Origin of the sequence: Alloalcanivorax venustensis ISO4 (assembly GCF_015356855.1) — a bacterium.
Taxonomy (GTDB): domain Bacteria; phylum Pseudomonadota; class Gammaproteobacteria; order Pseudomonadales; family Alcanivoracaceae; genus Alloalcanivorax; species Alloalcanivorax venustensis.
Window position 1 is genome coordinate 54085 of the sequence record NZ_ARXR01000011.1, and the last position, 22953, is coordinate 77037.

The 22953-nt window shown below is 66.8% G+C and carries 22 protein-coding genes; 10 read left to right on the forward strand and 12 right to left on the reverse strand.

All coding sequences use genetic code 11. From position 1 onward, the window contains the following. The first annotated feature begins 136 nt into the window (after window positions 1-136). Window positions 137-1576, forward strand: a complete 1440-nt coding sequence (locus ISO4_RS08600; RefSeq protein WP_194855922.1) for an NfeD family protein — start codon at window positions 137-139, stop codon at window positions 1574-1576. Then, window positions 1573-2322 carry a slipin family protein gene (locus ISO4_RS08605; RefSeq protein WP_142949726.1) on the forward strand — a complete coding sequence of 250 codons (750 nt, stop codon included), beginning with the start codon at window positions 1573-1575 and terminating at the stop codon, window positions 2320-2322. Before ISO4_RS08600 ends, ISO4_RS08605 begins: the two co-directional genes overlap by 4 nt. A gap of 35 nt (window positions 2323-2357) precedes the next feature. Here ISO4_RS08605 and ISO4_RS08610 read toward each other — a convergent pair whose 3' ends face one another. After that, window positions 2358-3536 (reverse strand): vWA domain-containing protein, encoded by a 1179-nt coding sequence (locus ISO4_RS08610; protein ID WP_067612281.1) that lies wholly within the window; start codon window positions 3534-3536, stop codon window positions 2358-2360. A 24-nt stretch (window positions 3537-3560) separates the two neighbouring features. Then, window positions 3561-4403: an AAA family ATPase gene (locus tag ISO4_RS08615; RefSeq protein WP_142949727.1), complete on the reverse strand. Its 843-nt coding sequence runs from the start codon at window positions 4401-4403 to the stop codon at window positions 3561-3563. Between the two features lie 135 nt (window positions 4404-4538). Here ISO4_RS08615 and ISO4_RS08620 point away from each other — a divergent pair, with 135 nt between their 5' ends. Continuing rightward, a complete protein-coding gene (locus ISO4_RS08620; RefSeq protein WP_194855923.1) occupies window positions 4539-5255 on the forward strand; it encodes a 16S rRNA (uracil(1498)-N(3))-methyltransferase in 717 nt (238 codons plus the stop codon). On the opposite strand, the gene rluB is transcribed toward ISO4_RS08620, so the two are convergent. The 6 genes from rluB to ISO4_RS08650 form a co-directional block, all read right to left on the reverse strand. Continuing rightward, on the reverse strand, window positions 5252-6091 hold the full coding sequence (gene rluB, locus ISO4_RS08625) for a 23S rRNA pseudouridine(2605) synthase RluB (protein WP_142949729.1): 840 nt from the start codon (window positions 6089-6091) through the stop codon (window positions 5252-5254). The genes ISO4_RS08620 and rluB overlap by 4 nt on opposite strands. After that, window positions 6084-6926: an SMC-Scp complex subunit ScpB gene (gene scpB / locus ISO4_RS08630; RefSeq protein ID WP_194855924.1), complete on the reverse strand. Its 843-nt coding sequence runs from the start codon at window positions 6924-6926 to the stop codon at window positions 6084-6086. The genes rluB and scpB overlap by 8 nt, the downstream gene beginning before the upstream one ends. A gap of 2 nt (window positions 6927-6928) precedes the next feature. Next, window positions 6929-7849 carry a segregation and condensation protein A gene (locus ISO4_RS08635; protein WP_142949731.1) on the reverse strand — a complete coding sequence of 307 codons (921 nt, stop codon included), beginning with the start codon at window positions 7847-7849 and terminating at the stop codon, window positions 6929-6931. Between the two features lie 26 nt (window positions 7850-7875). Next, window positions 7876-9090: a tryptophan--tRNA ligase gene (locus ISO4_RS08640; RefSeq protein WP_194855925.1), complete on the reverse strand. Its 1215-nt coding sequence runs from the start codon at window positions 9088-9090 to the stop codon at window positions 7876-7878. 82 nt (window positions 9091-9172) lie between these two features. Then, a complete protein-coding gene (locus tag ISO4_RS08645; RefSeq protein ID WP_067610796.1) occupies window positions 9173-9796 on the reverse strand; it encodes an L-threonylcarbamoyladenylate synthase in 624 nt (207 codons plus the stop codon). Further along, window positions 9793-10689 carry a PHP domain-containing protein gene (locus ISO4_RS08650; RefSeq protein WP_194855926.1) on the reverse strand — a complete coding sequence of 299 codons (897 nt, stop codon included), beginning with the start codon at window positions 10687-10689 and terminating at the stop codon, window positions 9793-9795. Before ISO4_RS08650 ends, ISO4_RS08645 begins: the two co-directional genes overlap by 4 nt. Window positions 10690-10780: 91 nt before the next feature. On the opposite strand from ISO4_RS08650, the gene ISO4_RS08655 reads away from it, so the two are divergent. The 3 genes from ISO4_RS08655 to ISO4_RS08665 all read left to right on the forward strand — a co-directional run bounded on the left by ISO4_RS08655 (window position 10781) and on the right by ISO4_RS08665 (window position 12468). After that, window positions 10781-11422, forward strand: a complete 642-nt coding sequence (locus tag ISO4_RS08655; RefSeq protein ID WP_194855927.1) for an inner membrane-spanning protein YciB — start codon at window positions 10781-10783, stop codon at window positions 11420-11422. Continuing rightward, window positions 11400-11699 carry a YciI family protein gene (locus ISO4_RS08660; RefSeq protein ID WP_142949734.1) on the forward strand — a complete coding sequence of 100 codons (300 nt, stop codon included), beginning with the start codon at window positions 11400-11402 and terminating at the stop codon, window positions 11697-11699. The genes ISO4_RS08655 and ISO4_RS08660 overlap by 23 nt, the downstream gene beginning before the upstream one ends. A 109-nt stretch (window positions 11700-11808) precedes the next feature. Further along, on the forward strand, window positions 11809-12468 hold the full coding sequence (locus ISO4_RS08665) for a TIGR04211 family SH3 domain-containing protein (RefSeq protein ID WP_194855928.1): 660 nt from the start codon (window positions 11809-11811) through the stop codon (window positions 12466-12468). A gap of 6 nt (window positions 12469-12474) precedes the next feature. Here the strand turns inward: ISO4_RS08665 and ISO4_RS08670 are convergent, their stop codons facing one another. Together ISO4_RS08670 and ISO4_RS08675 are read right to left on the reverse strand one after the other, a co-directional pair. Then, entirely contained in the window at window positions 12475-13338 is an 864-nt protein-coding gene (locus ISO4_RS08670) for a hypothetical protein (protein ID WP_194855929.1), read from the reverse strand. 155 nt (window positions 13339-13493) lie between these two features. Next, window positions 13494-14675 carry a CaiB/BaiF CoA transferase family protein gene (locus tag ISO4_RS08675; protein WP_142949737.1) on the reverse strand — a complete coding sequence of 394 codons (1182 nt, stop codon included), beginning with the start codon at window positions 14673-14675 and terminating at the stop codon, window positions 13494-13496. Between the two features lie 153 nt (window positions 14676-14828). On the opposite strand from ISO4_RS08675, the gene ISO4_RS08680 reads away from it, so the two are divergent. Next, window positions 14829-15713: an acyltransferase gene (locus tag ISO4_RS08680; protein ID WP_194855930.1), complete on the forward strand. Its 885-nt coding sequence runs from the start codon at window positions 14829-14831 to the stop codon at window positions 15711-15713. An 81-nt stretch (window positions 15714-15794) separates the two neighbouring features. Next, complete coding sequence (locus ISO4_RS08685; RefSeq protein ID WP_194855931.1) at window positions 15795-18413, forward strand: DUF349 domain-containing protein; 2619 nt, start codon at window positions 15795-15797, stop codon at window positions 18411-18413. A 154-nt stretch (window positions 18414-18567) separates the two neighbouring features. Here ISO4_RS08685 and ISO4_RS08690 read toward each other — a convergent pair whose 3' ends face one another. Together ISO4_RS08690 and ISO4_RS08695 are read right to left on the reverse strand one after the other, a co-directional pair. Next, complete coding sequence (locus ISO4_RS08690) at window positions 18568-19203, reverse strand: DUF924 family protein (protein ID WP_194855932.1); 636 nt, start codon at window positions 19201-19203, stop codon at window positions 18568-18570. 12 nt (window positions 19204-19215) lie between these two features. After that, window positions 19216-19830 (reverse strand): arylesterase, encoded by a 615-nt coding sequence (locus ISO4_RS08695; RefSeq protein WP_194855933.1) that lies wholly within the window; start codon window positions 19828-19830, stop codon window positions 19216-19218. On the opposite strand from ISO4_RS08695, the gene ISO4_RS08700 reads away from it, so the two are divergent. Next, window positions 19831-20505, forward strand: coding sequence for an ABC transporter ATP-binding protein (locus tag ISO4_RS08700; RefSeq protein ID WP_142949742.1), 675 nt, complete (start codon window positions 19831-19833; stop codon window positions 20503-20505). After that, window positions 20498-22951, forward strand: a complete 2454-nt coding sequence (locus ISO4_RS08705; RefSeq protein WP_323745361.1) for an ABC transporter permease — start codon at window positions 20498-20500, stop codon at window positions 22949-22951. Before ISO4_RS08700 ends, ISO4_RS08705 begins: the two co-directional genes overlap by 8 nt. The last annotated feature ends 2 nt before the right edge of the window (window positions 22952-22953 follow it).

Genomic DNA, 22953 nt, shown 5'->3' on the forward strand with positions numbered 1-22953 from the left:
GGAACTCCGCCGTACTATGCAGCATGGCGCGCAGGGCGAAAAGGGGGGCACCGCCGGTTTCCATTGCCGGGACCGGCGAACTGCGTTTTCATGGAAACAGCAGCCACCAAGCAGCGAAAGCAGCGAAGAGACGCGCATGACCTCTGTAGCCGGCAGCGATCGACACCTTTCACCCGGGAAGCGGCCCCTTGGGCACCGCCTGGGCGGAGGCCTTATCGCCCTCGCCGCCCTCTGGCTGCTCGCCGCCACCGGCCAGGCGCAACCCCCTTCCCAGCCGTCCAGCGAAGACCGGCCTGAGGTGCGGGTCATGGACCTCCGGGGCGCCATCGGCCCGGCGGTCAGCGACGGTTTCGTGCGTGCCCTGGAGGACGCCAACCGCGCCGGGGCGGCGCTGTTCGTGGTGCGCCTGGACACGCCGGGCGGTCTGGATAAGTCGATGCGCGTTATGATCCAGGCGATTCTTGATTCCCGGGTGCCGGTGGCCACCTATGTGTCACCGTCGGGCAGCCGCGCGGCCAGCGCCGGCACCTACCTGCTCTACGCCTCCCACGTGGCCGCCATGGCCCCGGCCACCAACCTGGGGGCCGCCACGCCGGTGCAGCTGGGCGGTGGCGGCGCGCCCTCCCCGGCCGGCGACGGCGCCGAGCCGCAAGCCGATGACAAAGTCGAAGACAATGCCTCCGCGCTGCGCCGCAAGCAGGTCAACGACGCCGTGGCCTATATTCGCGGCCTGGCGGAATTGCGCGGGCGCAACGCGGACTGGGCCGAGCGCGCGGTGCGCGAGGCGGTCAGCCTGACCGCCACCGAGGCCCAGGCGCAACAGGTGATCGACCTGGTGGCGCCGGATCTGGACGCCCTGCTCGCCCGTCTCGACGGCTTTACCGTCCGTGACGGGGACGCCGAGCGCACCCTGGCGCTCACCGACTACCGGCTGGTGGAGCTGGAGCCGGACTGGCGCACCCGCTTCCTGGCGGTGATCACCAACCCCAGCATCGCCTACATTCTGATGCTGGTGGGCATCTACGGGCTGATTCTGGAATTCTCCAACCCCGGTTTCGGCATCCCCGGCGTGCTCGGCGCCATCTGCCTGTTGCTGGCGCTGTACGCGCTGCAGATGCTGCCGGTGAGCTATGTGGGCCTGGGATTGATCCTGCTCGGCATCGGCTTGATGGTGGCGGAGGGGTTGTCGCCCAGCTTCGGCGTCCTCGGCGTGGGCGGCGCCGTGGCCCTGGTGATCGGCTCGATCATGCTGATGGACACGGACCTGCCCGCCTTCCGGGTCGCGGTGCCGGTGATCGCGGCGGTGGGCGTGGGCAGCCTGGCGCTCACCGGCCTGACGGTGCGGCTGGCGTTCAAGGCCCACGGCCGCCCGGTGGTCACCGGCGGCGACACGCTGATCGGCCAGGATGCCGTGGCGGCAAACGATTTCGGGCCGGACGGCAACGGCCAGGTGCGCGCCGCCGGCGAACTGTGGCGCGCCACCACTGACGAGGCGGTCCTTGAGGGCGAAACGGTGACCATCCGCCGCCGGGACGGCCTCACTCTTCATGTGTCCCGCAAAGGAGACAAACCATGATCTTCCAATATTTCTGGATTGCGCTGGCGATTCTGGTCGTCGGCTTCGTGGTCAGCATGTTCCGCATTCTCCGCGAGTACGAGCGCGGCGTGATCTTCATGCTGGGCCGCTATCACAAGGTGAAGGGGCCGGGGCTGATTCTGGTGATCCCGGTGATTCAGCAGATGGTGAAGGTGGACCTGCGGGTGCGGGTGCTGGACGTGCCCAGCCAGGACGTGATCTCCCGCGACAACGTCTCGGTGAAGGTCAACGCGGTGCTCTACTTCCGCGTGGTCGACCCGGAACGGGCGGTGATCAACGTGGAGGACTTCTACGACGCCACCAGCCAGCTCTCGCAAACCACCCTGCGCTCGGTGCTGGGCAAGCACGAGCTGGATGAAATGCTCGCCTCCCGGGACGAGTTGAACCGGGACATCCAGGAAATCCTCGACGAGCAGACCGATCCCTGGGGCATCAAGGTGGCCAACGTGGAGATCAAACACGTGGACCTGGACGAGGACATGGTGCGGGTGATCGCCCGCCAGGCGGAAGCGGAGCGGGTGCGGCGCGCCAAGGTGATTCACGCCAACGGCGAGAAAGAGGCCTCGGAAGTCCTGCTGGACGCGGCACGCACCCTGTCGTCACAGCCCCAGGCGCTGCAACTGCGCTATCTGCAGACCCTCACCGAGGTGGCCAACGAGCGCACCACCACGGTGGTCTTCCCGCTGCCGATGGATATGATCGACAGCTTTTTGAAGAAGGACTGACGGACCTGGTTACTCAGCTCTTATTTACTTAGCTCTTATTTGCTCAAGTAACGCATCGCCCGCTCAATCCCGTCCAGGGTGAGCGGGTACATGTGGTGGTCGTTGAGCTGCTTGATCCACTGGGTGGAGGTGGTCATTTGCCAAGCCTTTTCCGGCTCCGGGTTGATCCACACCACCTTCTCGTAGGTCTCCTTGATGCGCTGGAACCAGACCGCGCCGGGCTCGTCGTTCCAGTGCTCCACGGAGCCGCCCACCGAGTTCACTTCGTAGGGGCTCATGGCGGCGTCGCCGATGAAGATCACCTTGTAGTCGCTGCCGTACTTGTGCAGCACGTCCCAGGTGGAAAACTTCTCGTCCCAGCGGCGCCGGTTGTCCTTCCAAACGTACTCGTAGACGAAGTTGTGGAAGTAGAAATACTCGAGATGCTTGAACTCCAGCCGGGCGGCGGAGAACAGCTCCTCGCAGAGCTTGATATAGGGGTCCATGGACCCGCCGATATCGAAGAACAGCAGCACCTTGACCCGGTTCTCCCGCTCCGGACGCATCTTGATGTCGAGCAGGCCGGCGTTGCGCGCGGTGGAGCGGATGGTGTCGTCCATGTCCAGCTCTTCGTCGCGGCCGGTGCGGGCGAACTGGCGCAGCCGGCGCAGGGCCAGCTTGATGTTGCGGATGCCCAGCTCCACGGAGTCGTCCAGGTTGCGGAATTCCCGCTTTTCCCAGACCTTCACCGCGCTCTTGTTGCGCGACGGGCCGGTCATGCGCACCCCTTCCGGGTTCTCGCCGTAGCCGCCGAACGGGCTGGTGCCGCCGGTGCCGACCCATTTGTTGCCGCCCTGGTGGCGCTTTTCCTGCTCTTCCAGGCGCTTTTTCAGCTCCTCGAGGATCTTTTCCAGGCTGCCCAGCCCCTGCAGTTTTTCCCGCTCTTCCGCGGACAGGGTCTTTTCCATCTGCTTGCGCAGCCATTCCTCGGGAATGGTCTGGCTCAGCCAGCCCGGCTCGATGCTTTCCAGGCCCTCGAAATAGTGCGCGAAGGCGCGGTCGAAACGGTCATAGTACTTTTCGTCCTTGACCATCACCGTCCGCGACAGCATGTAGAAGTCCTCGATGGACCCGAACGCCACGTGGTGCTTGAGCGCGCCGAACAGGTCCAGCAGCTCGCGCAGCGTCACCGGCACCTTATGGGCGCGCAGGTCCTCGAAAAAACCGATCAGCATAGAAACCTCTATCGGTTAAAGGATCTACCGTTCCCGGCGGCTCATGAAAGCCAGCCGTTCCAGCAGCTGTACGTCCGCTTCGTTCTTGACCAGGGCGCCGTACAGCGGCGGGACCGCAGTCTTGGTGTCGCGGTTGCGCAGGATGTCCTGGGGGATGTCGTCGGCCATCAGCAGCTTGAGCCAGTCGATCAGCTCGCTGGTGGAGGGCTTCTTCTTCATGCCCGGCACTTTGCGCAGGTCGAAGAAGATCTCCAGCGCCTCGGTGACCAGCTCCTTCTTAATTTCCGGGAAGTGCACGTCCACGATCTGCATCATGGTCTTGGCATCGGGGAAATTGATGTAGTGGAAGAAGCAGCGGCGCAGGAAGGCGTCGGGCAGCTCTTTCTCATTGTTAGAGGTGATGATCACGATCGGGCGCTTCTCGGCGCGAATGGTCTCGCCGGTTTCGTAGACGAAGAATTCCATGCGATCCAGCTCCTGGAGCAGATCGTTTGGGAATTCGATGTCCGCCTTGTCGATCTCGTCGATCAGCAGCACCACCTGGTCGTCGGCCTGGAAGGCCTCCCACAGCTTGCCCTTCTTGATGTAGTTGGACACGTCCTCGACACCTTCGGCGCCGAGCTGGGAGTCGCGCAGGCGGGAGACCGCGTCGTACTCGTACAGGCCCTGCTGGGCCTTGGTGGTGGACTTGATATGCCAGGCCAGCAGCGGCATGCCCAGTGATTCGGCCACCTGTTCGGCGAGCAGGGTTTTACCGGTGCCCGGCTCACCCTTGATCAGCAGCGGACGCTGCAAAGCGATGGCCGCGTTAACGGCCATTTTGAGGTCTTCCGTGGCAACGTACTGTTCAGTGCCCTGAAACTGCATGCGAGTTTCTCCACATCAGCGAGAATAACGCTGCGCACTCTAGCAACCCGCGCACCCCGGGCAAAGGGCCAGAATGGCCATGTTGCAGTCGGTTTGCGTCAGCCGGCCGCCCCGGGTGTGGCATAATCCGCCGCCATGAATCTGTTATTGCTGCACCCCGACCAGCGCCTCGACGGCGACCGCTGGCGTCTTGACGACCGCCAGGCCACCCATGTGCGCTCCGTGCTCAAGCTCGCGGAGGGCGACCATTGCCGTGCCGGCCTGCTCGACGAAGGCACCGGGCAGGCAGTGATTGAATCTATTAAAAACAATGAGATAGAAATATCTTTTAAAGTGGATTCGAAGCCGGTCTTCGCCCTGCCCCTGAATCTGCTGCTGGCCCTGCCCCGCCCCAAGATGCTCAAGCGGTTGCTGGTGGACGCCGCCAGCCTGGGCATCAAGAACATCGTGCTGGTGAACGCCGCCAAGGTCGACAAGAGCTACTGGCAGACGCCCAACCTCAAGGGCGACCTGCTGCGGGAAAAATTGCTGCTGGGACTGGAACAGGCCGGCGACCCGGTGATGCCGAGGCTGCGGCTGGCGCCGCGCTTCCGGCCCTTCGTCGAGGATGAGCTGGATCAGTGGGCGGGTCCAGGGCGGCGCCTGGTGGCGCACCCGGGTCCGTTTCCGGAGCTGCCGCGGGGCCTGGATGAGCCCGCCACCCTGGCGATCGGCCCGGAGGGCGGCTGGACGCCCTTTGAAGTGGCGCTGCTGGAGCAGCAGGGCTTCGGCTGCCACCGTTTCGGCAGCCGGATCCTGCGTGTGGAGACCGCCCTGCCCGCCCTGGTGGGCGCGCTGATGCGGCTGCCTTAACGGCGGTAGGGGTTGCGGCGCGGCTTGCGCGGCGGCTTGTCGCCGCGCTGGTGGCGCAGCCGGGCGCGGCCGTAGAGGCCGGTGTATTTCTTGCCTTTCAGATCCACGCGATCGGTGAGCGGTTTGATCTCCTGCTCGCTGAGTTCCTGCCAGCGCCCGGTGCGCAGCGACGACGGCAGCGTCAGGTCGCCGAAGCGGATGCGGATCAGCCGCGCCACTTCCAGGTCCTGGGACTGGAACAGGCGGCGCACTTCCCGGTACTTGCCGCCGGTCAGTCGCACCTTGTACCAGTGGTTGGCGCCCTCGTCGGCGCCGCCGGCGTCCTCAATGCTGTCGAACCTGGACACGCCGTCCTCGAGCAGCACGCCGTCCAGCATCGCCTTGCGCTTGTCCTCGCTGAGGGTGCCGTGGACGCGCACCGCGTATTCGCGGATAAAGCCGTTGGACGGGTGCATCAGCCGGTGGGCCAGCTCACCGTCGGTGGTGAACAGCATCAGCCCGGTGGTGTTGATGTCCAGACGGCCCACCTGCACCCAGCGCATGCCCTGCAGCTTGGGGAGGTTATCGAACACGGTGGGGCGGCCCTGCGGATCGTTCCGCGAGCACACTTCCCCGACCGGCTTGTGATAAATGATCACGCGCCGAACTATGTCTTCTTCCGCCTTCACTCGAATGATCCTGCCGTCGACTCTGATGGTGTCTTCCGGCTCCGCCCGGTCTCCCAGCGTTGCCACCTGGCCGTTCACGGAAACCCGCCCATCGGCGATCCAGGTTTCCAGTTCACGGCGTGATCCCAGCCCGGTGCGGGCCAGAACTTTCTGTAACTTTTCACTCATGGGGCGATTGCTCGTCCTCGTCGGCCGCCTTGGCGGCTTGCTCGCCGGTCCCCTCGGCGGGGGCCGGTTTGCGGCGAAATTCCTCTTCGAAGCCGGCGTTGACGGAATCCACCTTGTCGATGCTCATCAGGGTGGAGTCGTCCAGTTCCGGTTCTTCGTCCAGGGCGGCGAAAATTTCCTCGTTACGGGCTTCGCGCTCCCCTTCGGTGAGGGCACCGAAGGCGGCCGTGGCGTCGTTGTCGTCATCGGCGCGGTCGCCGCTGTCGGGATCCGGCGCGTCGCTGAGCGCCAGTTCCTCGTTGAGCTTGTCCAGGTCCTTGATTTCCGACAACGGCGGCAAATCTTCCAGACTTTTCAGATCGAAATAGTCGAGAAACTGCCGGGTGGTGGCGAACATCGCCGGCCGGCCCGGCACGTCACGGTGGCCGACCACCCGCACCCAGTTGCGCTCCAGCAGGCTCTTGATGATGTGCGAGCTCACCGATACGCCGCGGATCTCCTCGATCTCGCCCCGCGTGATCGGCTGCCGGTAGGCCACCAGCGCCAGGGTCTCGAGGATCGCGCGACTGTAACGCGGCGGCTTTTCCTGCCACAGGCGGCTCACCCAGGGCCCCAGATCCTTGCGCACCTGGAAGCGGAACCCGGACGCCACTTCCTTGAGCTCGATGCCGCGCTCCGCGTAGTCCTCGCTGATCTGCTCCAGTGACCGGGACAGATCGGCTTTCTCCGGGCGCTCCTGCTCATCGAACAGCAACAACAGCGCGTCCCGGTCCAGCGGGCCGTCGGCGGCGAAGATCGCCGCTTCGACGATCTGTTTTATCTTATCCGGCTCCACGGTTACTCATCCTCGTCAGCCTCGTAAGGTTCGTCATCCAGTTCCAGCGCCGCCAGGGCTTCCGATTCTTCCAGCACCAGGGTTCTAGCCTTCACATGGATGGGGCTGAAGGGCCCGCTCTGCACCAGCTCGATCAGCGACCCTTTGACCAGTTCAAGAATCGCCAGGAAGCTGACCACCACGCCGAGGCGCCCTTCGCTGGCTTCGAACAATTCCACGAAGGGCACGAATTCCCGGCCTTTCAGGCGGTCCAGCACGTTCGCCATGCGCTCCCGGGTGGACAGTTTCTCCCGCGACACCTGGTGGTTCTCGAACATGTCCGCCCGGTACAGCACTTCCTTGAAGGCCAGCAGCAGCTCGCGCAGATCCACGTCCGGCTGCGCCTTTTCGCGCACGTACTCGGGGCGGCGCGCGGCGGCGATCTGAAAATCCCGCTCCTGGCGCGGCAGGTTGTCGATGTCCTCGGCCGCCTGCTTGAAACGCTCGTATTCCTGCAGGCGGCGGATCAGCTCGGCGCGCGGGTCCTCCGCCTCGTCCTCTTCATCGTGCACCGGTCGCGGCAGCAGGGTGCGCGATTTAATCTCGCCCAGCATCGCCGCCATCACCAGATATTCCGCGGCCAGCTCCAGGTTCATGGCCTTCATCAGCTCCACGTACTCCATGTACTGAGTCGTGATCTGGGCCACGGGGATGTCGAGAATATCCAGGTTCTGCCGTTTGATCAGGTACAGCAGCAGATCCAGCGGGCCTTCGAACGCCTCCAGGAACACTTCCAGGGCGTCCGGCGGTATGTAGAGATCGTCGGGCAGCTTGGTGATCGCCTGGCCGTACATCAGGCCGAACGGCATCTCCGCCTGGTGCGGCGCCGGCGGCGCCAGCGGGTTACCGGCCTTCGGGACCTGTTGCTTGACCACTTCGTTCATCTGCCCTGGCGTCCCATGGTTCACCGTTACCGGTATTGAAGGCCCATTACCGAGCGCACTTCGTCGAGGGTGGCGCGGGCCACTTCGCGGGCCTCTTCACACCCTTCGGAAACAATCGTGCGCACCAGATCCGGATTACGCAAATGGTCCTCGGCGCGGCGCCGGATCGGCTCCAGCTCCGCCTGCACCGCTTCGATCACCGGCTTCTTGCACTCCAGGCAGCCGATGCCGGCGGAGGTGCAGCCTTCCTGAACCCACTGGCGGGTGCGCTCGTCGGAATACACCTTGTGGAACTCCCACACCGGGCACTTCTCCGGCGTGCCCGGATCGCTGCGGCGCACCCGCGCCGGATCGGTGGGCATGCGGCGGATCTTGGCGTCCACGTCGTCCGGCTCCTCGCGCAGGCTGATGAAGTTGCCGTAGGACTTGGACATTTTCTGACCGTCCAGGCCGGGCATCTTCGAGGCCGGCGTAAGCAGCGACTGCGGCTCCGGCAGGATCACCTTGCCGCCGCCTTCCAGGTCCCCGTTCAGGCGTTCTTTGTCGCCGAGCGTGATGTTCTGCTGGTTCTGCACCAGCGCGCGGGCCGCTTCCAGGGCCGATTCGTCGCCCTGCTCCTGGTACTTGCGGCGGTTATCGGCGTAGATGCGCGCCTGCTTCTTGCCCATCTTCTTGATCGCCGCGGTCACCGCCTCTTCGAAGCCGGGCTCACGGCCGTAGAGGTGGTTGAAGCGCCGCGCCACTTCCCGGGTCAGCTCCACATGGGCCACCTGGTCGGCGCCCACCGGCACCTGGCCGGCCCGGTAGATCAGGATGTCCGCCGCCTGCAGCAGCGGGTAGCCGAGAAAGCCGTAGGTGCTCAGGTCTTTCTCGCGCAGTTTTTCCTGCTGGTCCTTGTAGGTCGGCACCCGTTCCAGCCAGGACAACGGCGTCATCATCGACAGCAGCAGATGCAGCTCGGCGTGCTCGGGCACCTGGCTCTGGATGAACAGCGTGGCGGACCCGGGGTTCACCCCGGCGGCCAGCCAGTCGGTCACCAGGTCCCAGACGTGGCCCTGAATACCGTGCGGATCCTCGTATTCAGTGGTCAGACCGTGCCAGTCCGCGACGAAAAAGAAACACTCGTACTCATGCTGCAAGCGCGCCCAATTCTTAAGCACGCCATGGTAATGCCCCAAATGCAGGCGCCCGGTGGCGCGCATGCCCGATACCACTCTTTGGGAGGGAACCACGGAACTCAAAAGCCGACTCCTGTCGTAACGGCGGAAAGCGGCGATTATAAAGGGAAGAGACGGTGTAAAGACAGGGCTGGGCGCAACCCGCTCAGAAGATAGCGTCCAGCGGACCGGCCCCTTCGCGGACCACCTCCGGGCCGTTACCGTCGGCCAGCGAAATCACGGTGGTCTCGGTGACCCCGCAGAAGCCGCCGTCGATGACCAGATCCACCTGCCCCTGCAGGAAGTCGCGCACGTCCTGGGGGTCGGTCAGCGGGAACTCGTCGTCGGGCAGATGGGCGGTGGAGGTCATGATCGGCCCGCCGTGCTCGTTGAGCAGCGCCTGGCAGATCGGATGATCCGGCACGCGGATGCCGATGGTGCGCTTCTTGGGGTGCATCAGCCGCCGCGGCACCTCGCTGGTGGCGCTGAGAATGAAGGTGTAGGGCCCCGGCGTGTGCGCCTTGAGCAGCCGGTAGTCCGGGTTGTCCACCTTGGCGTAGGTAGCCAGCACCGACAGGTCCGGGCACAGCAAAGTGAACTGGTGTTTATTGTCCAGCCGGCGCAGGCGGATCAGGCGATCCAGGGCGTCCTTCTCGCCGATCCCGCAACCCAGAGCGTAGGTGGTGTCGGTGGGATAGGCGATCAGCCCGCCGCCACGGATCACGTCCACGGCCTGGCGGATCAGGCGCGGCTGGGGTGTTTCGGGGTGGATATGCAATACATCGGTCATGGGGCCGCATTCTCCACCCGCGCCCCGGTCGGCGCAACACCCGCCTGGGGCAGCGCCCAGACCGGCGTGCCGTCCGCCGGAAACGGCGGCAGGCCGCCCAGCGCCAGCCATTTCTGCTGGGGGGAATGGAAATCGCTGCCGCCGGACACCGCCAGGTCGAAATGCCGCCAGCACTCCTCGAGCAGCGCCGCCTGCTGCGGGCTGAGCCCGGGCATCATCGCCTCCAGGGCCAGGCCACCGGCATTGCGGAAATCGCGCACCAGCTCACGCAGCCGCTTGCGGGTCAGGCCGTAGGCCTGGGGATGGGCCAGCACCGGAATGCCGCCGGCGGCCAGCAGCTCGGAGACGCCCTCCTCCAGGCTCACCCAGGGGGTCGACACGAAGCCGGACTGGCCTTTCTTAAGGAAACGGTTGAACGCGTGGCGCTGATCGCGCACCACGCCGGCTTCCACCAGCATTTTCGCGAACCAGGGCCGCCCGGGTGTGTCGCTGTCGGCCAGCTCGCAGGCCTTGCGGTAGCTGTGTTCCAGCCGGGCCGCCTTGTCCAGGCGGGCGCCGATGCGCACCGCCCGCTCGCGGCGGGCCTCCAATTGACGGTTGACCCGCTCCACCAGCACCGGCGCTTCCGGGTCCACCCACAGGCCGAGCACGTGGATTTCCCGGCTGCCGCACAGCACCGACAGCTCAATGCCCGGCACCAGGGTAATACCGTGCCGATCAGCGGCACGGCGAGCTTCCGGCAGGCCGGCCAGGGTGTCGTGGTCGGTGAGCGCCAGGGCGTCGACGCCGTGATCGGCGGCGCGGGCCACCAGGTCGGTGGGCGACAGCACGCCGTCCGAGGCCAGGCTGTGGCTGTGGAAATCGGGGCGCTGGAAACGGGTGGTATCGGTCATGGCGGGCAAGGTATCACACAACCTGCCCCGGCGGGATGATTTGCGCCGCCGTTCCCGCTACCATCGGCGGTCCCGGTAAGGATGCGTGTCCATGAAGCAATTGTTTGATTATCTCCCCGTGGTGGTGTTTTTCGGCCTCTATTTTCTCAGTGGCCGCGACATCATGCTCGCCACCTGGGGCATCATCGCCGCCACCAGCTTTCAGGTGGTCGCCGGCCGTCTGATCTGGAAGCGCTGGCACAGGCTGCACCTGATGGTGCTGGCCGTCACCCTGGTGTTCGGCGGCCTCACCCTGCTGCTGCGCGATGATGTGTTTATTAAATGGCGGCCGTCGATCATCAGCTTCGTGCTGGCGGCGGTGCTGCTGGGCGGGCATTTCCTGCGCGAGCGCAATCTGCTGCAGCGGCTGTGCGAAAAGCTGATGATCAGCGGTTTCGGCCGCGTGGTGGCGCTGGGCGCTGCCCAGTGGACCCGCTTGAATCTGGCTTTCGTGCTGTACTTCATCTTTCTGGGCGCGCTCAATCTGTTCATCGCCTATACGTTCAGCACCGACTTCTGGGTCAATTTCAAACTGTTCGGCTTCACCGCCATCCAGATGGTGTTCTACGTGGCGGTGTTCCTGTATTTCTACCGGCACATTTCCGAAGAAGACCGCAAACAACTGTTCCACCAGGAGAAATCCGCCAAGGAATCGAAGAAAAAGGACGACGATGCTGTACGCGATAATCAGTGAAGACGTGGCCGACTCCCTGCCGCTGCGCAAGACCGCCCGCCCCGACCATATCGCCCGCCTGGAGCGGCTGCGTGATCAGGGCCGCCTGATTCTGGCCGGGCCGCTGCCGGCGGTGGACAGCGAGGACCCCGGCGATGCCGGCTTCAGCGGCTCGCTGGTGGTGGCGGAGTTCGAATCGCTGCAGGCGGCCCGTGACTGGGCCGACGCCGACCCCTATGTGGCCGCCGGCGTCTACGCGCACGTCCAGGTGAAGCCCTTCAAGGCCGTCCTGCCCTGAGTTTTTACAAAATCGATCCGCGAAGCGCCGGAAAATGTGACTATTTCGGCGCCATTGCCGCCGAGGGTTGCCTAAACTTCGCGCCTTGAAAACTAAGGAGTACCTCTTAATGCTCGTTCGCTGGCTCTGCTTCGTGCTGATTGCCCTGCTGTCCACACCGGCCCTGGCCGCCACCGCCTGGATCGACGATGAAATCTATGTGCCGGTGCGCTCCGGCGCCGGCTCCGGCTACCGCATCGTCCATCGTGGCCTGAAAAGCGGCACCCGGGTGGAATTTCTGGGGGAAGACGGTGACTGGGCGCACATCCGCTTCAGCGATAACGAAGGCTACATCCCCAAGCAGTACATCAGCCGCTCCCCCACCGCCGCCATCCGCCTGGAGCAGATCAGCGGTGACAGCAAGGAGATGGAAAGCCGCATGACCGAAATGCGCGAGCGCCTGAGTAGCGTGGAAACGGAGCGCGACCGCCTCAGTGCCGAAAACGAAGAGCTTAAGGGTTCCCTGAGCAGCCGCAGCGACGAGCTGGAAAACCTGCGCGACGTGGCCGCCGATCCGATCCGCCTGGATCAGGCCAACCGCCGTCTCAACGAAGAGCTCAGCATGCTGCGCTCGGAGCTCGACCAGGTGAAAGCGGAAAACGCCATGCTGCGCGGTAATAACACCTCCCAGCAATGGATCACCGGGGTCGGCATTCTGATTCTCGGCGCCATCGCCGGCCTGCTGCTGAAATCCAAGTCCGGCCGCCGCCGCAGCACCTGGGCCAACTGAGCGGCGTCAGCCGTCCAGGCGGCCGAACAGGGTCTCCAACCGCACGGTAAAGCCGTTCACCCCCTGATAGCCCTGATCCCGGGGCCACAGCACGAACGGCTCCACTTCCACGAACAGCCACGGCCGCCACACCTGGCGCCGGTAGCGCACGTAACAGCGGTAGCTGTCCACCCGCGCCTCCGGCTTGGTGAAGCCGGCGGCCCCGGCGCCCAGATTCCAGGCCGCTTTGTCGCCGGCGCGCAGGAACAGATTCACCCCCTGGAACAGCCCCAGCCCGCGCCCGTCCTCGTTTAATTCCTCGCTGTACTGAATCTCGCTGGCCAGGCGCACGCTGGCCGTATCGGTCAAGGCGCGGTCGACCTCGAACAGGGAGCGGCTGCGCCAGCCTTTGGGGTCCCGCCACTCCACCCGCTCGGTGAACCGCAGCCAGGCCCATTCATTGAACAGGGGGTGGACGCTGCGGTAACGGAGCCGGGTAAAGGTGGTCAGGTCGGAGCGCACGCCGGTGTCCAGGTCCAGGTCCATGGCCTCGGTGCGGTTGATCACCCAGCGCAGCGCGCCGCGAAAGCCGCTGTCGTCCTCGCCGGCACCGGTGATTTCGGAAGCCTGCGGGCCGTCGGCGACGGTGTCGTCCTCGTTGCTGCGAAACAGCAGGGAAAGGCGTCGCTCGGCGCTCGGCAACCACACCCGGGCGTCCACATCCAGGTCGCGGTCGTCCAGGTCGTCGTCTCGCCAGGTGCGCTCGCCGGTGATTCGCACCAGGCTGCCGGCGGGCTCGTTGCTGGTGCTGAGCGGGTCGGCGAAAAAGCCGTCCACCCAGCGGCTCGGCCAGCACAGGCCGCGGGAGAGCCAGTCGTGGGTGCGGTCCACCCAGAGGGAGCGCGGTCCCTGGGTACAGGGATCCGTGGAGATCGCGGGGCCGCCGTCCCGGGTAACGGAAGCCCCACCATACAAAGTATCAACAGCCCGGAAAGTCGCCTCATGACGACAGCATAGCGCCGCCCGGAGGCGGCGGGAATTACCGATCAACCCACCGCGCCGGAATCCTTGAAGGCCTGGATATCCTCGTCGCTGAAGCCGTGGTCGGCCAGCACTTCGTCGCTGTGCTGCCCGAGACGGGCACCGCTGAAACGGTAGCCCACCGGCGTGGCGGAGAACTTGAACGGCGACGCCACCTGGCGCTGCTTGCCGCCGTCGTGGCGCGGCACCTCCACCACCATGTCGCGGGCCTTCAGCTGCGGATGCTCGGTGGCTTCGGAGAAACTCAGCACCGGCTCCACGCAGCAATCCAGATCGGCGAATACCCGGCACCAGTGGTCGTAGTCCTGGCCGCCGATCACCTCGGCGATCTCCGCTTTCACTTCCGCCACCACGGTCGGGTCCAGGGTCATGCCCTTACTGGTCAGTTCCGGCTTGCCGATGGCCTGGCAGAACTGGGTGAAGAACTGCGGCTCCAGGCCGGCCACGGACATAAAGCGTCCGTCGCGGGTGCGGTAGCAGTCATAGAAGCCGCCACCGTTGAGCTGGGTGGTCTCCAGGTCCGGGTCCTGCCCGCCCACCAGGGCCGGCGGCGCGGCCAGGCCGTGCAGGCTGAAGGCGGCGTCGGTCATGGAGATGTCCACGTGCTGGCCCTCGCCGGTGCTCTGGCGGTGGATCACCGCCGCCAGCACGCCCATCACCGCATGGCAGGAACCGCCGGCGATGTCCGCCACCTGGAACGCCATCGGCGCCGGGCCGGAGGCCTTGCGGCCGTTGTAGGCGGTCATGCCGGCGATCGACAGATAGTTCAGATCGTGGCCGGCCCGGTCCCGGTAGGGCCCGTCCTGGCCGTAGCCGGTGATCGAGCAGTAGATCAGCCCCGGGTTGATCGCCTTAAGGTCTTCGTAGCCCACGCCCAGGCGGTCCATGACCCCGGGCCGGAACTGCTCGACGATAATGTCGTACTCGGCCACCAGACGCCGGATGATCTCCTTGCCTTCCGGCTTCTTCAGATCCACGGCGATCGACCGCTTGGAGCGGTTGATATAGCCGTGCACCGCCGACACGCCGTCCTCGGACGGCGGCAGCAAGCGCACCATGTCCGGGCGGGTCGGTGATTCCACGCGCAGCACCTCGGCTCCCATGTCGGCCAGCATCAGGGTCGCGAACGGACCGGGCAACAGGGTGGAAAAATCCAGAACTTTCAAAGACGCCAGGGGACCACTCATGAACACCGCTCCTTCAATTCGAAAACCCGACCCTACCCGCTCGCGGTAGCCTCGCCAATGGCAGCCCTGGTCGCCCGAGTGACCGAAACTGACATGGGGCCGGCCCGCCATCTGCGCTAGCATGCGCGCTTACTCCGCAACCGTGTAACGCTGATGAACGTTTCAACAAGAATCCGCGGCGTGCTGGCGCTGGTGGGGATCTTTATCAACACCCTGTTGCTGGTCACCCCCCTGTATCTGTTCGCCCTGCTCCGGCTGCTGCTGCCGTTCCACGCCGCCCAGGTTCGGTTGTCCCGGGTGTTGGTGGTGATCGCCGAAACCTGGATGGCGATCAACAACGCGATCATTGATCTGTTCAGTCAGGTGGAATGGCGGGTGGAAGGCATGGACGGCCTGGCCCGCCATGAGTGGTATCTGATGACCTCCAACCACCAGTCCTGGGCGGACATTCTGGTGTTGCAGAAAGTCACCAACCGCCGGGTGCCGTCGCTGAAGTTCTTCCTCAAACAGGAACTGATCTGGGTGCCGCTGCTGGGGCTGGCCTGGTGGGCGCTGGATTTTCCGTTCATGAAGCGCTACAGCCGCGCCCAGCTGGAAAAACGTCCGGAGCTCAAAGGCAAGGACATGGAGACCACCCGCAAGGCCTGCGAGAAGTACGCGCACTATCCGGTCTCGGTGATGAACTTCTTCGAAGGCACCCGCTTCACGCCGGAGAAACACCGCCAACAGGATTCGCCCTACCGGCACCTGCTCAAACCCAAGGCCGGCGGCGCCGCCTTTACCCTTAAAGCCATGGGCGGCCAGCTGCACTGCCTGCTCGACTTCACCATTGTCTATCCTCCGGGCACCAGCCGCTCCCTGCTCGGCTTCCTGGGCGGCGACATGGATCGGGTGGAAGTGATCGCCCGGCGCCGGCCGATCCCGGACTGGGCGGCGCAGGGCGATTACGAAAACGACCCGGAATTCCGGCGCCGCATTCAGGAGTGGGTGAGCGAAATCTGGGCGGAAAAAGACGCTCTTATCGAGTCACGTCTGTGATCCTATCCGAGGGTTGCCTATAGTAGTGGCCCGGCGCCCCCTCGCGCCGCATAAATACAAAGCAAATCCAATGGGATGGCCATGCTAGGCAAACTGTTCAAACCCCGGTGGCAACACCGCGACGCCGAGGTTCGCGCCCAGGCGGTCGCGACCCTGGATCCGCGCCAGGATCAGGAAACTTTGTCGAAACTCGCCCGCGACGACGACAGCGCCAGGGTGCGCGCCGCCGCCGTGTCGGCCCTGCTGGACCTGCACCTGCTGGACCGGCTGATCGAAGCGGACGCCGACGCCGGCGTGCGTGACGCCGCCTCGGACCGCTTCGTGGCGCTGCTGGCCGGCACCGTGGACGGCGCCCCGGCGGTGGAGACCCGGCTGCGGCTGATCCAGCACACCGGCAATGCCCGGGTGCTGCTGCATGTGGCCCGCCACAGCCCCGACCAGGCGTGCCGGGAGGTGGCCCTGGCCGCCATCGACGATCCGGAATCGCTCTACCGGTTGGCCCTGGAAGGCGCCGACGCCGCGTTGCGTCTGGCCGCCGCCGAACGTCTGGAGGACGCCACCCTGCTGCGCCAGCTGGGCCGCGAAGGCCGCGACAAAAAGGTGGTGCGCGTCGCCCGTGACCGCGTCAAGGCCCTGCAGGCCCGGGACGCCGAGGCGCGCCGCCACGAGGAACAGCTCGACGCCCTGATCGACGCCCTGGACCAACTGGCCCAGCATAGTGCCGACCCGCTGTTCGAAGGCCGCCTGCAGCAGCTCGAACAGCGCTGGCAGGCGCTGGCCGAACACGCCGATGACGCCCGCTCCGCCCGCGTGGCAAGTGCCCTGGCGCAGTGCCACGCGCATCGGCGCGAGCAGCAGGAAGCGGTGGCCCGCCAGGAAGCGCTGGAATCCGCCGCCCACGAGCGCCGCGCCGCCCTGGACACCCTGCGCTCTCTGTACCGCGACCTGAGCGCGGAGACCTGGGACCAGCAGCTCGGCGAGCTGCGCTCCGCGGTGGCCACCCAGGAGCGGCGCTGGCAGGCCGCCGGCGAACTGCTCGAGGCGGACGACGAGTCCGACCTGATGTTCCACTCGCGGTTGAGCGAATGGCGCCGGCTGATCGCCCTGGCCGAAGCGGCCCTGGACGCCGAGGACGACGAACAGCGGCGCGAACTGGCCGAACAGTGGCCCGCCGAGGTGGCCGCGCCTTCCACCCTGGCGGCGGCCCGCCCGCCGGAGACGCCGGAACGGAAGGAAGCGGCGACGCCGGAACGGACACCCCGGCAGGCACCGGCGCGGACCGGCGCCGACAGTGAGCACCGCGGTCTGGTGGTGGCCCTGCGCCGGGAGCTGCAACAGGGCAATCTCAAGCACGCCAACCGGCTCTGGCACAAAGCCGAGGCGGTGCTGGCCGAGCAGAACGACCCCTGGCTGCTACAGCAGCTCGAGCGCCTCACGCCACGCCGGGAAGAGCTGCGCGACTGGCACGCGTTCGCCGCCCAGCCCAAGAAAGAACAGCTCTGTGAGCGCATGGAAGCGCTCGCCGAAACGGACATGGACGCCGAAGAGCGCGCCAGCGCCGTCCAGGCCCTGCACGAAGAGTGGCGCGCGCTGATGAGCTCCGACCAGGATCAGGACCAGGCGCTCTGGGACCGCTTCAAGGCCGCCTCCGACCGGGCCTATGAACCCTGCCGCGCGCACTTCGCCAAGCTCGACGCCCAGCGCGAGGAAAACCTGCGGCGCCGCGAGGCACTGTGCCGGCAGCTGGCCGATTTCATCGCCGCCCAGGACTGGCAGAACGCGGACTGGCAGGCGGTGTGGGAAATCCGTCGGCAGGCGCCACAGGAATGGAAGAGCCACGCGCCGGTGCGCTTCACCGACGCCCGCGACGTGCAAAAGCGCTTTTCGGCGCTGCTGAGCGAAATCGATGAGCGCCTGGAAGAGGCCTGGCGACAGGCCGAGCAGCCCCGCCAGGCGCTGCTGGAGCGCGCCGCCGCCCTCGCCGAGAGCGTGGCCGCCGACCAGGGCGAACAGGCCGTCGACGTCCGTGGCGCCGCCCGCGAGGCCCAGGCGCTGCAGAAGCAATGGCGCGCCGCGCCCTGGCTGCCGCCGGCGCGTCACCGGCCGTTCCAGAAGCGTTTCCGCCGTACCATGGACGCCATCTTCGCCGCGCGTCAGGCCGACACCGAACAAAAGCAGGCGCAGCGCGCCGAAGCCGCCGAACAGGCCCAGACCGTGCTGGAACGGGCCGCCCAGCAAACCGCCCGGCCCCTGCCGGAACAGGACGGCGCCACCCTCGCCGCCCTCGCCGAGGAATTGCAGGCGGTGGACGGCGCGTCGCTGGGTCGCGGCCTGCAGCAACAGCTGCAGCGGCTGCAGGAACAGCTGAGGACGTTGCGCAAGGACCTGCCCCGGTGGCAGCGCTGGCAGGCGGCCCGCGACCGTGTCAGCGGCGCGCCGTCCGGCGAGGAGCGCGCCGAAGACCGCGCCCTGGCGGCGGCGCTGGAAGCCCTGGCCGGCGTCGACAGCCCCGAACACGCCCGCGAGGAACGCATGGCCTGGCAACTAGAGCGGCTGCCCAAGGCGATGAAATCGAGCGGCTTCACGCCGCTGGAAGAAGCCCTGGCGCTGGTCGACGAACGGCCCGTCGGCACGCCCCTGGACTCGGATCTGGCGTCCCGAATGACAATCGCCCTGACAGCCCTGGAACCGCGCCCCTAATCCAGCCTGTGCGAGCGGGCCCCGCCCGCGAAAGGGGCGAAGCCCCCGCAGGATACCAGAGACATCTCTAACGGCAGCCCCAACAGCGTCTCTGGGATCCTGCCGGGTGGCTAAAGCCACCCTTTCGCGGGCTGGGCCCGCTCCTACAAGCCGGCTATTGCCCGTAACGCCGCGCGTGCTGCAAGAAGTCGAGTTCCTCGGCGCTGTCGGTGCGCTCCAGCACCCGGTTGCGGTGCGGGAAACGGCCGAACCGCTGGATGATGTCGCGGTGCTCCTCGGCGAATTTGAGGTTGTTGGCGATATCGTCCTTAAGCGCCGCCGGCACCCGTGCGTGCAGGTCCTGGTAGCAGGCCACCGCGCGGTCCTGCAGCTCGGCGTCCTCGGCGTGCATCAGCGGCATATAGAAAAACACCTGGCCGGCCCAGCCCAGGCGCCGGTCCATGCCGGTGGATAAACCTTCCAGGGTCAGCGTGGCGGCGTGGTGGTCGCCGGCGAAGGCGTCCGCCGTGCCGCGATGGATATTGCGCGTGAACTGGTCCAGCAACAGGATCAGCGCCAGCCTCGGCCCCGGCTCCCGTTCCCAGTCCACCAGATCACGCCGCAGCGCCGCCGCCACCCGGTCACCGAAGCGTTCGGCGATCTCCGCGTCCTGGGCGTCACTGCTCTTGAACCAGCGCCGGCGCAGCGATTGCGGCGGCCAGCCCCGGGTATCGTCGGTCTCCCCTTCCAGGCCGCCGCTGTCGCCAAACCAGAAGTCGAGGATATCCCGGTACGGGATGGTGAAGTCCATGGTGCTCTTCCTTTACAGGTCGCAGTGGTCCGGCAGCGCCGGTTTGATCGCCGGCCAGGCGTTTTTAAGCAGGCCCGGCTGGGCCTCGGCGGTGGGGTGTATGCCGTCGCGTTGCATCTGCCCCGCTTCCACCACGCCGTCCAGCAGGAAAGGCACGAACGGCACCCCGGTTTCCCCGGCCACGTTTTTGAAGGCCTGCTCGAACAGTCTCGTGTAGGCCTGGCCGTAATTGGGCGGGATACGCATGCCCAGCAATACCGGCTCGGCGCCGGCCGCTTCGCTCAGTTCGATCATGCGGGTCAGGTTGTCGCCCAGCCGCTGCGGCGGCAGGCCGCGCAGCCCGTCGTTGCCGCCCAGCTCGATCACCACGGTGTCCGGCTGGTGGCGCTCGAGCAGATCCGGCAGCCGCACCAGACCGCCGTCACTGGTGTCGCCGCTCACCGACGCGTTGTTCACCGGCAGCCCGGAACATTGCGTTTCCAGCCGTTGTCGTAAAAGGTGCACCCATCCCTGCGTTTCCTCGATACCATAGGCCGCGCTGATGCTGTCACCCAGCACCAGCACGCCCTCGGCGCGGGCGCAAAACGGCGTTACCAGTAAAACCAAAACGATCAGGCGTTCCCACATATGGCCTCGACTCCCGTGCTTGTCGCGCGACAACTTAGCAAAACGGTCTCCGCCCCGGAAGGCGAGCTGACCCTCCTGGAGCATATCGACCTCACCGTCCAAGGGGGAGACACTTTGGCCATCACCGGGCCGTCCGGTTCCGGAAAATCCACGTTGTTGGGTTTGCTGGCCGGCCTGGACGTGCCCACCGGCGGCGACGTGCGCCTCGCCGGCGAGCCGTTCAGCGGCCTCGACGAAGACGCCCGCGCCGCGCTGCGCGGGCGTTACTGCAGCTTCGTGTTCCAGGCGTTTCATCTGGTCGCCGACCTCACCGCCCTGGAAAACGTCATGCTGCCGCTGGAAATCGCCGGCGCCGACCGCGCCCGGGACAAGGCCCGGCACTGGCTGGCCCGGGTCGGTCTGGGCAAACGCGAGCGGCACTTCCCGTCGCAGCTCTCCGGCGGCGAGCAGCAGCGCGTGGCCCTGGCCCGCGCCTTCGCCATGGAGCCCGCCCTGCTGTTCGCCGATGAGCCCACCGGCAGCCTGGACCGGGCCAACGGCGATCAGGTGGCGGAGATGCTGTTCGATCTGAACCGCGACCACGGCACCGCCCTGGTGCTGGTGACCCACGACCCGGCCCTGGCCCGGCACTGCGGCACCCATCACGAACTGGTGGAGGGCCGCCTGAGTGCCTGATTTGTCCCCGCGACCGCTGCTTCGTCCCTGGCGTTCGTCCGCGTTCCGCATTCAGGCCCTGGCGCTGCTGGTCTGCACCCTGGCGATCGCCGCCGTGGTGCTGATGCGCGGCGAGCTGGACCACCGCTTCGCCAACCGCACCGCCGAGGCGATCGGCGGCGACCTGGTGCTGGAAGGCAGCGAGCCGGCCACCCGGGCCCAGCGCGAGCAGGTGGCCGCCCTGCCCCATTCCCGGATCAGCGCCTTCAGCACCGTGCTGGTGCACGGCGACACCTTCGTACTCACCAGCGTCAAAGCGGTGGACGACGCCTACCCGCTGTACGGCGAACTCACCGTGGCGGAGCAGCGCTTCGCCACGCCGGGCACCGTGGACCAGGGCCCGCCGCCCGGCGAGGTGTGGTTGGCCGGGCCGGCGCTGGATCGCCTGGAACAGAACGTGGGCGACACCGTCACCGTGGGCGAGCGCCAGTTGCGGATCGGCAAGGTGCTGGTCCGCGAGCCGGACCAGGGCGCCGGTTTCTACAGCATGAACCCCAGGGTGCTGATGAACCTGGAGGACGTGGACTCCACCGGCGTGCTGGCGCCGGGCACCCGGGTCGAATATGAACTGCGCATCGCCGCCCCCGGCGAGCAAATGGCCGGCGTCCTTGACCGGCTGGAACCCACCCTGGCGCCGCATCAGGAGATCGACACCCGCGAGGACGCCGCGATGCGCTCCATGGGGCCGATGCGGCAACTCAGCTTGTGGGGCCAGCTGTCGGTGATGATGGTGGTGCTGCTGTGCGGCGGCGCCGTCTATCTGGCCGCCGGCGTGCGCAGCGCCGAGCAGGCGCGCCGCTGCGCGGTGATGAAAACCTTCGGCGCCGGCCGCCGCCTTATCCTCGGCCAGATACTGGGCCGCGAACTGGCGGCGCTGTTGCCGTCCATCCTGGTGGGCCTGGCGCTGGCCGGCGGCGGCTTTCTGCTGCTGCAGCAATGGCTCGGCGACGCCCTCACCTGGCGGCCGTCCGTGCTCACCTGGCTGCTGTTGGCCCTGGCGCCGGTGGTGATCTGGGCCGGCTTCGCCCTGCCCCGGCTGTGGCGGCTGGCGGATCTGCCGGCGCGGCTGATCCTCGCCGACCGCCTGGAGGCCCCGGCGGCGCGCACCGGCCGTAATCTGCTCGGCGCCCTGCTGGCCCCGGTGCTGGTGGCGATGATGCTGTCCGGCTCGCTGGTGGCCCTGGGGCAGCTGTTGCTGCTGATGGTGGCCGTGGCGGTGGGCCTGCCGCTGCTGCTGTGGGGGCCGCTGCGCCTTGCCGACAAGGGCGGCGCGCGTCTGCCGCTGGCGCCGCGTCTGGCGCTGCGGCGCCTGGCCCGGCGCCCGATGACCACCCTGCCGATGCTGGCCGCCATGGTGCTGGCCCTGGCGGTCATGTCGCTGGCCAGCCAGGTGGGCCAGCAGCTGCTGGGCCAGTGGCGCGCCAGCCTGCCGGAGAAGGCGCCCAACTATTTTGTGCTCAACCTGTTCGACCAGGATATGGACGCGTTCCGAAGCTGGCTGGACACCCACGACGCTGAGGTGCCCGGCTTCTATCCGGTGGTGCGCGCCCGCCTCACCGAGGTGAACGGCCAGCCGGTGCGCGAGGCGGTCACCAAGGAAGACGAGGACGACCAGGGCCAGCGCGCCCTCAACCGCGACCTGTCGCTGACCCAGGCCGACACCCTGCCGGAGAGCAACCGGGTGACCGACGGGCGCTGGGTGGCCGATGCCCCCGGCGAAGTGTCGGTGGAATCGGAACTGGCGGCATCCCTGGGCCTGGAGGTGGGCGACGAGCTCGGCTTCACCGCGCCCTCGGGCAGCGTCACCGCCACCGTGGTGGGCTTGCGGGAAGTGGAGTGGGAAAGCTTCGAGCCGAATTTCTACTTCATGTTCAGCCCCGGCACCCTGGAATCACTGAACCGCTACTGGCTGACCAGTTTCTATCTGCCCGAGGGCCAGGGCGCGGACCTGCCGGACCTGATCCGTCAGTTCCCGCAGATCACCCTGCTGGACGTCAACGCCCTGCTCGACCAGGCCCAGGACCTGATCGCCCGCGCCAGCCGCGCGGCCCTGGCCCTGGCGGTGCTGCTGCTGGCGTCCAGCGTGCTGGTGATGGCCGCCGCCTGGCTGGCGGGCAGCCAGCAGCGGCGCCGCGACGAGGCGCTGCTGCGGGTGCTGGGCGCGCGCTCCGCCCTGCTGCGCCGGGTGGCGGTGCTCGAACAGGCCCTGCTGCTCGGCGGCGCCGCCCTGTTCGCGCACCTGCTGCACCTGGTGGCGCTCTGGCCGCTGGGCGCCAAGCTGTTCGACGGCGATATGCCGCTATCCTGGTGGATTCTGCTGCCCTGGGTGCTGATCCTGCCGATGCTGGCGACCCAGTGGCTCAAGCCACGACGCCACAGCGCGCCGCTGGCCCGCCTGATGTCCTGACG

Coding starts and splice junctions, on each gene's coding strand:
- ISO4_RS08600 (WP_194855922.1), top strand. CDS start 137: ATGACCTCTGTAGCCGGCAGCGATCGACACCTTTCACCCGGGAAGCGG.
- ISO4_RS08605 (WP_142949726.1), top strand. CDS start 1,573: ATGATCTTCCAATATTTCTGGATTGCGCTGGCGATTCTGGTCGTCGGC.
- ISO4_RS08610 (WP_067612281.1), bottom strand. CDS start 3,536: ATGCTGATCGGTTTTTTCGAGGACCTGCGCGCCCATAAGGTGCCGGTG.
- ISO4_RS08615 (WP_142949727.1), bottom strand. CDS start 4,403: ATGCAGTTTCAGGGCACTGAACAGTACGTTGCCACGGAAGACCTCAAA.
- ISO4_RS08620 (WP_194855923.1), top strand. CDS start 4,539: ATGAATCTGTTATTGCTGCACCCCGACCAGCGCCTCGACGGCGACCGC.
- rluB (WP_142949729.1), bottom strand. CDS start 6,091: ATGAGTGAAAAGTTACAGAAAGTTCTGGCCCGCACCGGGCTGGGATCA.
- ISO4_RS08635 (WP_142949731.1), bottom strand. CDS start 7,849: ATGAACGAAGTGGTCAAGCAACAGGTCCCGAAGGCCGGTAACCCGCTG.
- ISO4_RS08645 (WP_067610796.1), bottom strand. CDS start 9,796: ATGACCGATGTATTGCATATCCACCCCGAAACACCCCAGCCGCGCCTG.
- ISO4_RS08650 (WP_194855926.1), bottom strand. CDS start 10,689: ATGACCGATACCACCCGTTTCCAGCGCCCCGATTTCCACAGCCACAGC.
- ISO4_RS08655 (WP_194855927.1), top strand. CDS start 10,781: ATGAAGCAATTGTTTGATTATCTCCCCGTGGTGGTGTTTTTCGGCCTC.
- ISO4_RS08660 (WP_142949734.1), top strand. CDS start 11,400: ATGCTGTACGCGATAATCAGTGAAGACGTGGCCGACTCCCTGCCGCTG.
- ISO4_RS08665 (WP_194855928.1), top strand. CDS start 11,809: ATGCTCGTTCGCTGGCTCTGCTTCGTGCTGATTGCCCTGCTGTCCACA.
- ISO4_RS08675 (WP_142949737.1), bottom strand. CDS start 14,675: ATGAGTGGTCCCCTGGCGTCTTTGAAAGTTCTGGATTTTTCCACCCTG.
- ISO4_RS08680 (WP_194855930.1), top strand. CDS start 14,829: ATGAACGTTTCAACAAGAATCCGCGGCGTGCTGGCGCTGGTGGGGATC.
- ISO4_RS08685 (WP_194855931.1), top strand. CDS start 15,795: ATGCTAGGCAAACTGTTCAAACCCCGGTGGCAACACCGCGACGCCGAG.
- ISO4_RS08690 (WP_194855932.1), bottom strand. CDS start 19,203: ATGGACTTCACCATCCCGTACCGGGATATCCTCGACTTCTGGTTTGGC.
- ISO4_RS08695 (WP_194855933.1), bottom strand. CDS start 19,830: ATGTGGGAACGCCTGATCGTTTTGGTTTTACTGGTAACGCCGTTTTGC.
- ISO4_RS08700 (WP_142949742.1), top strand. CDS start 19,831: ATGGCCTCGACTCCCGTGCTTGTCGCGCGACAACTTAGCAAAACGGTC.